This is a genomic window from Niabella yanshanensis, from assembly GCF_034424215.1.
GTDB classification, from domain to species: domain Bacteria; phylum Bacteroidota; class Bacteroidia; order Chitinophagales; family Chitinophagaceae; genus Niabella; species Niabella yanshanensis.
This window is the reverse complement of the sequence record NZ_CP139960.1, coordinates 2,459,768-2,473,118: the sequence shown is the minus strand read 5'-3', so window position 1 is coordinate 2,473,118 and position 13,351 is coordinate 2,459,768. Positions and strand designations below refer to the sequence as shown.

14 protein-coding genes are annotated in these 13,351 nt (G+C 43.0%); 10 read left to right on the top strand and 4 right to left on the bottom strand.

Annotated elements, in window-relative coordinates:
• Positions 1–27: 27 nt before the first annotated feature.
• Positions 28–2,289, bottom strand: coding sequence for a hypothetical protein (locus U0035_RS10055; protein ID WP_114792180.1), 2,262 nt, complete (start codon positions 2,287–2,289; stop codon positions 28–30).
• 212 nt (positions 2,290–2,501) lie between these two features.
• Between U0035_RS10055 and U0035_RS10050 the strand changes: the two genes are divergently transcribed.
• The 4 genes from U0035_RS10050 (at position 2,502) to U0035_RS10035 (ending at position 6,072) form a co-directional block, all read left to right on the top strand.
• Positions 2,502–3,176, top strand: a complete 675-nt coding sequence (locus U0035_RS10050; protein ID WP_114792179.1) for a response regulator — start codon at positions 2,502–2,504, stop codon at positions 3,174–3,176.
• 27 nt (positions 3,177–3,203) lie between these two features.
• Complete coding sequence (locus U0035_RS10045; RefSeq protein WP_114792178.1) at positions 3,204–4,250, top strand: sensor histidine kinase; 1,047 nt, start codon at positions 3,204–3,206, stop codon at positions 4,248–4,250.
• A gap of 153 nt (positions 4,251–4,403) precedes the next feature.
• Entirely contained in the window at positions 4,404–5,003 is a 600-nt protein-coding gene (locus U0035_RS10040) for a helix-turn-helix domain-containing protein (RefSeq protein WP_162817956.1), read from the top strand.
• A gap of 94 nt (positions 5,004–5,097) precedes the next feature.
• Entirely contained in the window at positions 5,098–6,072 is a 975-nt protein-coding gene (locus tag U0035_RS10035; protein ID WP_162817955.1) for a hypothetical protein, read from the top strand.
• A 55-nt stretch (positions 6,073–6,127) separates the two neighbouring features.
• On the opposite strand, the gene rlmN is transcribed toward U0035_RS10035, so the two are convergent.
• Positions 6,128–7,168, bottom strand: coding sequence for a dual-specificity RNA methyltransferase RlmN (gene rlmN, locus U0035_RS10030; RefSeq protein WP_114792254.1), 1,041 nt, complete (start codon positions 7,166–7,168; stop codon positions 6,128–6,130).
• Positions 7,169–7,318: 150 nt separating this feature from the next.
• Here rlmN and U0035_RS10025 point away from each other — a divergent pair, with 150 nt between their 5' ends.
• From U0035_RS10025 to U0035_RS10000, 6 genes are all read left to right on the top strand, one after another.
• Entirely contained in the window at positions 7,319–7,774 is a 456-nt protein-coding gene (locus tag U0035_RS10025; protein ID WP_114792174.1) for a low molecular weight protein-tyrosine-phosphatase, read from the top strand.
• Between the two features lie 89 nt (positions 7,775–7,863).
• Positions 7,864–9,228 (top strand): histidine--tRNA ligase, encoded by a 1,365-nt coding sequence (hisS, locus tag U0035_RS10020; RefSeq protein ID WP_114792173.1) that lies wholly within the window; start codon positions 7,864–7,866, stop codon positions 9,226–9,228.
• Between the two features lie 311 nt (positions 9,229–9,539).
• Complete coding sequence (locus tag U0035_RS10015) at positions 9,540–10,112, top strand: RNA polymerase sigma factor (protein ID WP_211316497.1); 573 nt, start codon at positions 9,540–9,542, stop codon at positions 10,110–10,112.
• Positions 10,113–10,131: 19 nt separating this feature from the next.
• Positions 10,132–10,449 (top strand): hypothetical protein, encoded by a 318-nt coding sequence (locus tag U0035_RS10010; protein WP_245957792.1) that lies wholly within the window; start codon positions 10,132–10,134, stop codon positions 10,447–10,449.
• Positions 10,450–10,680: 231 nt separating this feature from the next.
• Entirely contained in the window at positions 10,681–10,968 is a 288-nt protein-coding gene (locus U0035_RS10005; protein ID WP_114792171.1) for a hypothetical protein, read from the top strand.
• Between the two features lie 27 nt (positions 10,969–10,995).
• Entirely contained in the window at positions 10,996–11,202 is a 207-nt protein-coding gene (locus U0035_RS10000) for a hypothetical protein (protein WP_114792170.1), read from the top strand.
• Between the two features lie 82 nt (positions 11,203–11,284).
• Here the strand turns inward: U0035_RS10000 and rpiA are convergent, their stop codons facing one another.
• A complete protein-coding gene (rpiA, locus tag U0035_RS09995; protein ID WP_114792169.1) occupies positions 11,285–11,962 on the bottom strand; it encodes a ribose-5-phosphate isomerase RpiA in 678 nt (225 codons plus the stop codon).
• Positions 11,963–11,999: 37 nt separating this feature from the next.
• Positions 12,000–13,181 (bottom strand): aspartate aminotransferase family protein, encoded by a 1,182-nt coding sequence (locus tag U0035_RS09990; RefSeq protein WP_114792168.1) that lies wholly within the window; start codon positions 13,179–13,181, stop codon positions 12,000–12,002.
• Positions 13,182–13,351 lie beyond the last annotated feature (170 nt).

The window sequence follows — 13,351 nt, the reverse complement described above, 5'->3', positions numbered from 1 at the left end:
TTCGAATAAGGAAACAGCTTCTTTCTTTTATACATCAGTCTCACCGGTTTCTTTTTTGTAGGCTTTTATGAAAATAGCGCCGAGATTTTTGTAAGGTGGAATATAGTCTTCAAAGCCGGCTACGTTAGCCCTTCCTTTAAACTCTCTCCAGAAAGGGATCCAGTCAATATCCTTGCCGGTACGCAGTTTCTCAGTCAATAAGTAAAAGAAAGGTTTATTGATGGAAGTTCGACCGATTTGTTTGGAAGCTATGATATGAGCATCTTCTGATTTTTTCAGAATGGAATCGATCAGGTTAAAACCACCGCAGGATCCCATAAATACAATTTTAGAAGTTGGAGCCATATGGCCAATAGTGGCTTCGGCATAATAGCTATGACCCCGATGGATGGTAACAGTAGGATGCAAATTGTGCTCATCCAGGTAATCATTCAGGGCTCTTTGCGCTTTATCATCCAGCCCTTTGTTTTCATCCAGCGGGCGATTAGCATAAATAGATACCGGTTTGCCTTTGGTAGATTTAATCACCACCCACTGTTTATTGCTGCCGTCTACTTTCCAGTTACCGCCACCAAACATATTCAGGAATCCGTTGAATATATTGCGGCCATCCTGATCCCCATAAAAGAATACCTGTGAAATCACTTCTCCATTTTCATTAGTAAGGGTGGAGAACGGAACATTATATACAGGAGGTATTTCAAGTTTACTCGTCAGGTCTATATGGTTAGATGAATCTGCTGACAAAAACAGGTTATACAATATGTCATAGATGGCGGTACCCTTTTCATTGTTTTCGCTATGATTTCGGTCCAGGTTTACTTTCACGTTTTCAAGCATCCCTTTGGCCAGGTCCGGCAAAGTTTCTGAAATGCTGGCGTAAGAGTCGGCAACATCCACACCATCTTCCAGGCCGTTGCTTTTTTCGAGCCCTGTTACAAATGCCTTCATCAGGTCTGTAGCATCTGTATTGTTTGAGAAGCTGCCCAGGAAATTCTTTAAAGTGTTATAAGATGCCGCCTGGCTCAAAAATTTGCGGTAATGGTCGAAGTTGATCTTTTTCAGTAATTCGTCTCCTTTTTGATTGGCCTTGCGCATCATCAACGGGTAAACGCCACTGGTATAGCTGCTGGTATAAATAAGGCCGTTAGTGAGCACCGCTACATAGTACAGCTCCTCGGCCGTTAAAGGCTGCAGGCATCGGAAACGAACGCCGTCCGACATTTCGTGCAACCCATTAATTTTTGCTACAAAATCATCTTTCGCTTTCTGCTCCAGCTTTTTTAAAAGGGCGGTATGTCCCATTGCTGTATCGCCATTTAATGCGCGCTGTGTATAATCAATTTGTGTTTGTACCAGCAGCCGGAAATATCTTACAGGATCAGTTTTAGCCTTGTCAATATCTTCCATGGTTATTTTCCCTTTCACAATATTATCAAGGAAAGGAAAATAGAACTGCCCGCTTTTATTAGGATTACGGGCCATTGCTACGATATGTACGATCAGGGAGTCATCTTCTATATTCTGAATACGGTAGCTGAATTTATTGTTGGCCTGTGCGTAATCGTAAACCAGGTAAGGATATTTGTGCCCTATGGCTCTGATGAGGCTATCTGCTACCGGAGATTCGGGATATGCTTTCAGGGCGGAAAATGCTTTTTCGGGGTAGCGGTCAGCCGTTTTAAGGATCATTTGGTCCCTCACGTCGTTATAACCGGCATTGTCTTTAAACACTTCGGGTTGAAGCGCTGCATTGGCTATTTCAAATGAAAGAGGCTGAATAATGGGCGCGATGGATTTTTGTGCTGTGTTAGCTTCAATGAGTTGCTTATAGGTGGCAATAACCTGTGGCAGGTAATTAAGGGCTGATTGCCTGCTGCGACTATAAGTTTTAACATACTTAAGAATAGTAGCTAATCCGTCAAGGTAATTAGCTTTTAAGCGGGCATCGATAGAGGGATTGGTTTCTATCTCGTATTGAAGCCAGTCAACTCTTTTGGTAGCTGCATCAGTCACTGCTTCATTTAACTGTTTATCGCCCGAAATAGTTAAAATTTTATCGGCCTTGCCATCAATAGAAAGTAGCGAAGCCTGCTCTTTCTCTACTTTTTCATGCATGATCTGCCTGTTGATGGCAATTTTATAAGCCGGTATGGTATCAACAACGACCACAGGCGCTATTACCTGTTTCTTTTTTTTTCGTCTCTGGGCATCGGCATGAACCGTGAAAAGCAGCAATGCCATAAAGGGTAACATGCTTCTCAGGATCGTTATCAATAAAGAATTCATAGTATGATAAGGTAACAGCAAATTTATTGGTATTTATAAAAAATCAACCAGTTTGCAGCAATAATTGAGCCGGTTTTGCCATATTTAACTTCATTGAGCAACCCGATGGTCGCCGTTACTATATTATCTTTATATTAAGATACGCTTAACAAAAGCCGGTTATTTCCGTATAAAACAAATTACTGTTACGTTTGCTTTAAATTATTATTAAAATGGAGAAAGGCTATAAAATTCTAATTGCTGATGATGAGCCAGACATTTTAGAAATCCTGTCCTATAATCTTGAAAAAGAGGGATATACAGTAATCACGGCAAAAGATGGTGATGAGGCAATAGACAAAGCTTATCAGCATAAACCCAATTTGATAATATTGGATATGATGATGCCCAAAAAAACCGGTGTTCAGGTTTGCCAGGTGTTACGCGGACAAACGGCTTTTAAGGACACACTGATTATGTTTTTAACCGCCTTAAACGACGAAGTGACCCAGGTGCGCGGTTTGGAAACAGGTGCTGACGACTATGTAAGCAAACCGGTAAGTCCTAAAGTATTGTTGAGCAGGGTTGCGGCACTTTTGAGGCGTGTGCAAAAGGACCACTCAAAAGCGGTGAAAGTAGGTAATATCAGCATCGACCCTGAAAAATTCCTGGTTCAGATAGAAGACAAGGAAATTGTACTCGCCAAAAAAGAATTTGAATTGCTATACCTGCTGGCCCTCAAGCCTGGACGTGTATTTTTAAGAAACGAGATATTAAATGCGATTTGGGGTAACGACGTGATCGTAGGCGACCGAACCATTGATGTTCACATACGTAAAATACGCCAGAAACTGGATATGGATTGTATCACTACTGTGAAGGGAGTGGGCTATAAGTTTGAAATTTAAGACTGTAAGGGCTGAACTTAGAATAGGATGAACCCAAAGAATCTGTCACCGAAGCAATTATCTTTTTACACGGCGCTGGCCCTGGCAGTGCCGGTAAGTATTTTACTGTACGCGGTAGAAAAGCGCTGGTTATTTGCAGTTATCTCTTTTGTGATACTACTTACCGGGGCATATGTGCTGATATCCTTTGTGCTGGATAACTTTATTTACCGTAAGATAAAGCTGATCTATAAGTTTATTTATCAAACAAAAGCTACCAAACGGGAAGAAACCTATTATAAATATATTTTACCGAAGAAAAGTATAGGAGAGGTTACAGAAGACGTAGAAGCCTGGGCGCAGGAGAATCAAAAACAGGTAGAGCAATTAAAAGCCAATGAACAGTTTCGCCGCGAATTTCTGCAGAACCTATCGCACGAATTCAAAACGCCCATCTTCACCATACAAAGTTACGTAGATACCTTGCTACAGGATGAGCCGGAGAACCCGGCCCTGCGCAGAAAATTTTTAGAGAAGACCGCAAGGAATGTAGATCGCCTTACCAACCTGCTGGCTGATCTGGATGAAATTTCCAGCCTGGAGCGCGGCGAGCTCGTATTGGTAAAAACCAATTTCGTGATCCAGGATTTGCTCAAAGATACCTTCGAAAGCATTTCTATTAAAGCAGAACCTAAGAGCATTCGGTTTAGTATAAAAAAGGGGTGTGAGGCTCCGATAGTGGTACATGCCGACAAAGAAAAAATACGGCAGATCGTTTTAAATCTTTTTGAAAATGCCATTAAATATGGTAAGCACAACGGGTCTATAAAAGCTGGTATTTATCGAACCGATGATAAACGGATTCTGATCGAGATCAGTGATGATGGTGTTGGCATTGCTGAAAAGAACCTCCCACGCATATTTGAACGGTTTTACAGAACGGATATCGGTCGCAGTATGGATGCCACCGGCAGCGGCCTCGGGTTAGCCATTTGCAAACATATTATCGAGGCTCATAACCAAACGATACATATCCGCAGCACACAGGATGTCGGTACCACCATCGGGTTTACTTTAAGAGCGAAGAAGGATTAGGAATGTGCGATGTTCGATGAAGGGTGTACGATGTACGGACTATACAATCTTTTCTATGTATATTCAAATGCCAGCTAATGTCTCGGTTTGGTGATAAGAAACTGAAATGTAGTCACAATAACTATCTTTACCGCAGTAGTTTACTGCATGGAGTTGTCAAAAAAAATAGTACTGGCGAGAAAAAAGCAAGGGCTTACCCAGGAGGAATTAGCCAGCCTGGCCCATGTAACAGTTCGCACCATTCAACGAATAGAGAGCGGTGAAAGCGTTCCCAGAGCATTTACGATAAAAGCTTTGGCCCGCGCACTGGAAACAAACTTTGAAGAGCTCGCTAATGAAATGGGACCTGAGGGGTTGGGAAATCAACCGGACTTGTCTCCAATCGGCAACGACCCTGGGAACGAAAAACATTTTTTGCAAACCCTTTGCTTATCCTGCTTCAGTTACCTGGTTATTCCCTTCGTACATTTTTTAATTCCTGTTTATCTTTTGAGGAAGCAGGCGCACAGTCATCCTGAAACTGTGGCAATGGCACGAGCCATTATCCGGCAACAGATTTACTGGATCATCGTCCTCCATGCTTTAATGTTGCTAACCCTGGGTTATAATCTGATTATGGCCGCCTACTTCAATAAAGCGTATTTGATTAGCTATTTAGTACCGTTCTTTGCTATGTACCTGGCCAATGCCTTTATGATTATCGCAACTTTCCGACGTGTGGATCAATTGAAATGGGTTACTGTAAGTAATTGATTATCATTTAACGTCGGGCAAACGTCGGGTAAATGCCGGGCTAATGCCCATCACTTCATGTTAGGTTTGCATGTAAAAAATGATACCCGCTATAATGAAGTTTTTAAGCACACTACTCATCGCTATCTCTTTTTTTGTTTTTCCTGTCAACGGCCTTTTAGCCCAACCGGCAGCTGTTACCCCATTAGTATTGCCTTTGAAAAAATCTGTTATTTCTTTTGAGTGGCAGGGCGATTCCGTTCTATCTAAATGGGAAGCCCATGCAGCTATGGTCATCCCGGTAAAACTAAAAGACTGTCCCCGTACTTTTTATATGCAATTCGACCTGGGCGCGCCTTCTTCGCTTTTTTATAAAAATAAACTCGATGCCATCCGGGCTAAATACCCCGGCGCAATCCCTTTGATAGATAAGGGCAGCAGGATCAGTGCGTATCATTTTTGGGTAGATGGAACACCGGTTCTAGCCCATGAAATACTGGTAAAACAATTTGATAGCTCCGTTATCGATTGGAAGGAGGGTAGAGAAATAATCGGAACCATTGGGGCCGACCTGATAGATCATAGGGGTGTAGCGCTTGATTACCCGGGTAAGAAGATACATATTTTACCAACCGTATCCCGGGAGCTAAAACAAAAGCGATCTTTTTCAAATTTTACTTATGTTAATAACAGTGTATTGTTACCGGCAATCATCAATGGGAAAGAAACCCTCTTGTTTTTTGATACGGGTTCCAGTATGTTTGAACTGCTCACTAACAAAGTCACTTGTTTGCAACTGGCCACAACCGGAGCAAAACCAGCGCAACATCAGGTGAAATCGTGGGACAGAACTTTAACCGCAAATACCTATGCATCTTCGGCCAGTATCAATATAGCCAATACGAAGCTTTCCCTGCAGTCTGTAACTTATATAGAAGGCTCCAGTACCTCACAGGTGGAGCGCATGTTAAAAGCCGGGATAGGCGGTATGACGGGGAATAAATTGTTTTTACATCATGTTTTGATACTCGATACAAAGAATCAACAGTTTGCCATGTTGCCATCGTTGAAGAAAAGCGACCTGAAATAACAGCGGTGGTGAGGTGTCCGTACATCACACCTCTAACATGGTATATTTCTTATTCCTATCCTTTATTCGCCAGCTGTCCACACGCTGCATCAATATCCTTTCCCCGACTACGCCGCAGGCGCACATTTACCCGGTTCTTTTCAAGATGTTTCATAAAGGCTTCCACCTTTTCTTCAGAAGGTTTGGTGAACTGGGCAAACTCGATCGGGTTATATTCTATCAGGTTGATTAGATCGGAGGGTACCTGGCGATAGATCTTGATCAGGTCGTCTGCATCCTGTAACGAGTCGTTGAAATTGTTAAACAGTATATACTCGAAAGTAATTTCGTTCTTGGTTTGCTGGTAGAAATAATTCAGTGCTTCTATCAGCGATTTGATATTATTACTATCATTGATCGGCATGATCTCGTGCCGCTTCTTGTCGGTAGGTGCATGTAATGATAAAGCCAGTTTAAATCTTACCTTATCGTCGCCCAATTGCTTGATTTGTTTGGCAACCCCCGCCGTAGAAACGGTGATTCGCCTGGGGCTCATACCCAGCCCTTCAGGTGAAGTGATCTTTTCGATTGCTTTCAATACGTTCTTATAATTCAGTAAAGGCTCACCCATACCCATAAAAACAATATTGGTGAGCTTTTTATCGTATACTTCTAAAGATTGCTTATTGATCAGTGCTACTTCATCAAAGATCTCGTCAAAATTCAGGTTGCGTTTGCGGTCGATATAACCCGTAGCACAGAATTTACAACTAAGGCTGCAACCGATCTGGGAGCTTACACAAGCTGTTTTGCGCTCCTCGGTAGGTATCAAAACGCCTTCGGTCAGGTGGCCTTCAATCGTCTTAAACCTCGATTTAATGGTGCCATCTTCCGAATGCTGAACCGTATCAACCGTAATGGAAGGAAAGGAAAAGTTATTGGCTAATTTTTCACGTAAATCCTTGCTAATGTTCGTCATTGCATCAAAATGCTGCACCGGTTTCAGCCAAAGCCAGTCATAAACCTGCTTTGCCCTGAATTTCTTTTCGCCAATAGATAATAGGTACTGCTCAAGCTCTGCGAGCGTCAGATGCCTGATGTTTTGTTTTCCTGCCATTTTGCAAAGATACGGCGGGCGGGCCATAGACCATGAATGATAGACTACAGTCTATTTTTCTATCTTTGCGCACTTGAAATGGACCCGGTTATCAGTGGTATAACAGATAATGGGCTATTTATATAGAATAAACGTAATAACATACGAGAGATGAATATTTTGATGGTATGCCTGGGTAATATCTGTCGCAGCCCTTTGGCTGAAGGTATTTTGCAGCATCGGGTAAATCAGGCAGGTTTAAACTGGAGGGTGGACAGCGCCGGCACTAATGGTTATCATACAGGAGAAGCGCCGCACCAGCTTTCTCAAAAAGTGGCAAAGGCCAGGGGGCTGGATATTAGCGGACAATGTTCCCGCCGGTTTATTGCAGCCGATTTTGAAAAATATGACAAGATCTACGCAATGGCCCGGGATGTAGTGGATGAAATAAAATGGATCGCAAAAGGCAAATTCGATCCGTCAAAAGTAGAATTATTGATGAACGAGATCTATCCCGGTGAGAACAGGGATGTGCCGGATCCCTGGTATGGCCCGGAGCCGGGCTACCATGATGTATATGATATGATCGACAGTGCCTGCGAGGCAATAATAGAGAAATATAAATAGGTTCATAGATAATGGATCATAGTTCATGGAAAGCAATGTTAATCGGCAATACTATGAACCATACCCTATGAACCATGAACTAAATAAAAATGAAACCAACAATACCACAGGGAACCCGTGATTTTGGAGCGGATACAGTAAGAAAACGCAATTATATTTTCAGTACCATCCAGGCTGTTTTTGAATTATATGGCTTTCAGCCGCTGGAAACGCCTGCCATGGAAAACCTGGAAACCTTAATGGGCAAATATGGAGAAGAAGGCGACAAGCTGATCTTTAAAATATTAAATAACGGCCTGGATAATGAAGCCAAGGCCGGAAAGATCCGGGAAGGGTTTGCCAAAATTACTGAAGGTAAGTCCAGTAAGGATATAACGGAAAGGGCATTACGTTATGATTTGACCATCCCTTTCGCGCGTTATGTGGCTATGAATCACCAGCAGCTGCCCATGCCGTTTAAACGCTACCAGATGCAGCCGGTATGGCGGGCAGACCGCCCCCAGAAAGGACGTTACCGTGAGTTTTACCAGTGTGATGCGGACGTGGTAGGCAGCAAGTCTTTGCTGAACGAACTGGAATTGGTAAATATATATGCAACTGTTTTCCAGAAATTGAAAGTGGATGTAGAAATCCGCATCAATAACCGCAAAGTTCTGGCTGCGCTTGCCGATATCTGCGGCGGTGCTGAAAAAATGATCGACATTACTATCGCCATTGATAAACTGGATAAGATCGGGATTGAAAAAGTAAAAGAGGAACTGTTGGGCAGAGGTTTGAATGAAGCACAGGTTCAGACCATTGAATCCTTTTTAAATATCAGCGGCAGTAACGAAGAAAAATTACAACAACTAAAAACCATCTTCGCCGGGAATGAAACCGGCTTAAAAGGTATTGAAGAGTTAATGTATTTGATTGCCCATTCACCCCTCACTATTCCCTATTCACCTTTAATTGATCTCACACTCGCCCGCGGTCTGAATTATTATACCGGAACTATTTTCGAAGTAAAAGCCAAGGGTGTGCAAATAGGCAGCATTGGTGGAGGCGGCCGTTATGATGATCTGACCGGTTTATTCGGCGTGCCTAATATTCCGGGTGTAGGTATTTCATTTGGTGTAGATCGCATTTATGATGTGATGAGTGAACTGGATGTTTTTCCAACGGAAGTAGTTTCGGGAACGAAACTCCTGTTTTTTAATTTAGGTGAAGCCGAAGTAGCCAAAGCCATGGAACTGGCTCAAACATTGCGTAGCCAGGGGATTGCCTGTGAAGTATTCCATGAGAACAGCAAATTTGATAAGCAGTTTAAATATGCCGAAAAAAAGTCCATTCCATTTATAGCCGTGCTGGGGAGCAAGGAGCTGGAAGCCGGGGTGGTGAATTTGAAAAACCTGGCAACGGGAACGCAGCAGCAAGTGGTGTTTGAAAACCTGGTGGATTTTAACTGGCAATAATTGAACGCATAGGGGTAGGTATAAGATTGTTGTAGTTGATGGAAACCACTGATGTTCTGTGTACTTCAGTTAAAGTGATTGCGATGCCCGCCCGACCAGAACGGGCAGGCAACGAAGCTGCCATCTGTTCTATTGCTGGTATCTTTGTTAATGATTTATTTGCATTACTGCATCACATTTTCGCTGCGGTATGAGAGCCGTTTTATAGTGTTGAAAAGGAGGTGTCCAATGTTTATCTGCTCAAAATCAATTCCCAAACGATAATTCCAGATTTTTAAAGTAATTTCCTCCATCGTCCGTTTACTATTTTAATGGCGGACGGAATAGCGATAATGGCCGAAGACAAAAAGCAGAACATTGTTGATACTGTAAAGAATTACAGTAAGCGGCTTTTTGGCTTTATACGCGGGAAGGTAAATACCGATGCCGATGCTGAAGATATTTTGCAGGATGTATGGTACCAGTTTTCCAACACATCTGCCACTCAAACTATTGAAGAAGTAAGCGGCTGGTTATTTGCTGTAGCCCGCAATAAGATCACCGATAAATATCGTAAAAAGAAGCCAGATCTGATTGAGGATTACCAGTACGAGGGCGAAGACGGCGACGTTTATTTTAAGGATATTTTACTGGCTATCAATGATAATCCCGAGTTGGAAGACTTTAAGGAACTTTTTTGGGAATCCTTATTTGATGCACTGGAAGAGCTTCCGGTAGCCCAACGGGAAGCTTTTATTTTGAATGAGCTGGAAGATATGACACTGCAGGAAATAGCCAATAGAAGTGGTGAAAGCATTAAAACTGTTATTAGCCGGAAACGGTATGCGGTACAGCATTTGCGTAAGCGTTTGCAATATTTGTACAACGAGTTAAGTAATTTTTAAAAAAAGGTATTTTATGAGCATGAGAAGAAAATGTGGGCGACCGCCGGTTATACTGATGATACTGTGTGGCATAGCCGCTGTCTTTTTATTTAGCGCCATTGTAATGTTGCTTTGGAATGCGGTATTACCAGATGTTTTGCCTGTGAAGCCGGTGAGCTACTGGCAAGCCATGGGCATACTGGTGCTAAGTAAAATATTATTCAGTGGTTTTGGTGGCAAGGGGCATAAGAAGTTTGGATCGAGAGGCGAGCTAAGAGACAAGTACCGCAATATGAGCGAGGAGGATAGGCAAAAGTTTAAAGAAGCATGGAAGCGTCGTTGCGGGATGCATTCTTAATAATGAAGCGAAATAGTTGAAATGCGAAGAGGTAATTCCCTTCGCATTTTTTTTTGAGGTGACAGGTCAAAACCTGCATTGCTGCACCTTAATAATATGCAATCGTTGTTTACCGGCGCTGCGGGTGCTTTCACCGGCAAAAAGCTCCAAACCGTGGGGAAAACGATTTCCTATAAAGTAATTTACAATTACCCGACGTTATTCTATAGGTAACAAATTAAAATAATAGTTATGAACAGATCCATTTTAAAACCCGTTATAGCCGGCGCTCTTATCGGCGCTGCTTTATTCTTCATACCCTTTTTCGTATTGCGGGTAGCTGTGTTTGTCCTTATCGTAGGATTATTATTTCGCTTGTTTGGACGCCGGTCATGGGGGCCGGGAAGCAGGCGCCAGGAGCGTTTTACCCGCTTTGCTGATAAGGTTAGGAACATGACAGATGAAGAGTATGCCCAGTTCAAAGAACGCTTTCAATATGGTTGCGGAGGGCAGCATCATAAGACAACTATGGCCCAATAAATCTATTAATTTTTAAATGAAGTACCAATGAAACAAAGAAGACAACATCTACTGGTAGGATTATTAGCAGCGGTAGTAACCTTTGGAAGTTTGTATGCTTTTGCCGGTGAGCAATATTTTGCAAAACGCCACAATGGTAGGTTTTGTAATGAACGACACGGCAAGCAAATGCATGCTGAGGACTGGTATCAGGAAGGAGAGCGGCCTGCTTTGAAAAGTGAAGCCGCGCAATAGTATTGACTGCTGTTAAATAAAAAGGCTGTACAAAGCGTTAAGCTTGGTACAGCCTTTTTTATCATTGATCCTATGTTTATGTTTAAGCAGAGAACGTGATCGCCTCGCCATCCTTTATCATAATTACTTTGTGAGCCAGTCCGATGAACAAGCCATGTTCTACTACACCTACAATTTTGTTCAGTTGTTCATCTAATACCGCAGGATGTTCAATCAATCCAAAGTCTGCATCAATGATCAGGTTGCCCTGGTCGGTAATATAATCTTTATCTTTTTTCTTGCGAACCAGGCCGATTCCGCCAATGGCAGGTAGTTGACGCATTACATAGCTGCAAGCCATAGGAATTACTTCAATAGGCACTTTGAATTTACCTAGCTGGTGCACCATTTTAGAACTATCCGTGATGATGATTTGTTTTTTAGTGATCGACGCAACGATCTTCTCTCTTAATAGCGCACCACCCCCACCTTTGATCAGCTCCAGGTTTTGGGTGAACTCATCGGCGCCATCAATAGTTACATCAAGCGAATCGATGCTGTTTATATCTACCATAGGAATGCCTAGCTCTATCGACATTTGTTTGGTTTGTTCAGAAGTGGGAACAGTTTTCAGATTCATACCCTGCCCAATCAGCTCTGCCACAGCATGTATAGCATAATAAGCGGTAGAACCAGTTCCCAGCCCTACAGTCATGCCGTCTTTAATTTCTTTTACAGCTTCCAGCGCTGCCATTTTTTTTTCGTTGTTTGCGGTATCCATTGTATTCTTTTATGTAATTGCGATTGCTATAAATGTCTTAATTTTTGTTGAGTACGTCAATGATGATGCTACAGGCTTTTCTTATTTCTGCTTCGCTGATGGTTAATGGCGGACAAATACGCAGGCAGTTAGACGCAAACAAAAACCAGTCGGTTAAGGCGCCGGTTTCAATCACAGCATCGATCACTTTTTTATTGGTTTCAAAGCTATCGAATTCTACCGCCATTAATAAGCCGATATGGCGTACTGCTTTTATTTGGTCATGTTGCAGCAGGGATGTAAACAGGTTGCCTTTTTCGGTCACTTCGTTTGCCATGGCTTCATCGATCAATGTCTGCATAGCTGCCAATCCAGCCGCGCAGCAAACGGGGTGGCCACCAAAAGTGGTGATATGCCCCAACACCGGGTTGTCTGCCAGTTGCATCATCAATTCCTTATCTGCTACAAAGGCGCCCAGGGGCATACCGCCGCCTAATGCTTTTCCCAACAGCACAATATCAGGTATTACACCAAAATGTTCGAAACCCCAGAGTTTACCGGTTCTGCCAAAGCCAGCCTGGATTTCATCGAGTATTAACAGCGTTCGTGTTTCAGTGCACTTTTTTCTGACAGCCTGCAACCAGTTCGTGTCGGGTATTATAATACCAGCTTCTGCCTGTACGGTTTCCAGTATCACACAAGCGGTATGGTTATCAATAGAATCAATTAATTCCTGGCTGTTATATTGCAGATGCAGGATGCCCGGTAAAAGCGGCCGGTAGGCATTACGCCAATACTCGCTACCGATGATACTTAAAGCGCCCTGGGTAGAACCGTGATAAGAACTTTCGCAGGCAATGATCCGGGTGCGGTTAGTAGCCCGTTTCGCCAGCTTCATAGCGCCCTCTACCGCTTCTGCGCCGGAGTTGGTAAAGTAAACGGAGTTCAGGCTTTCAGGTAAATGCTGTGCCAGGTAATAGGCATATTGCACCTGCGGCGCTTCCACAAATTCTCCGTACACCATAATGTGCATATAGCTATCCAGCTGCTGATGGATGGCGTCAATTACTTTAGGGTGACGGTGCCCTACATTGGCTACACTAATGCCGCCTATCAGGTCGATATATTCTTTCCCGTTAACATCGCGCAGGACAGCGCCTTCTGCCTTTGTAATTTCCAATGCCAATGGCGCAGTTGATGTTTGCGCTACATGGCGTAAAAATAGTTCCCGTTGATTCATGCGGGGCGAAGGTAGGGTAATTCTGAGCGATCTGCGAGTAGTAGTCTCTCACGGAAGCCCCGGAGTTACACAGAAAGTTTCTATTTTATCGGTACTATGGTAACGTGGTATTGTCTGTGTATTTCTGAGTGATCTGGGAGAAGTAATCTCTCACGGAAGCCCCGGAGTTA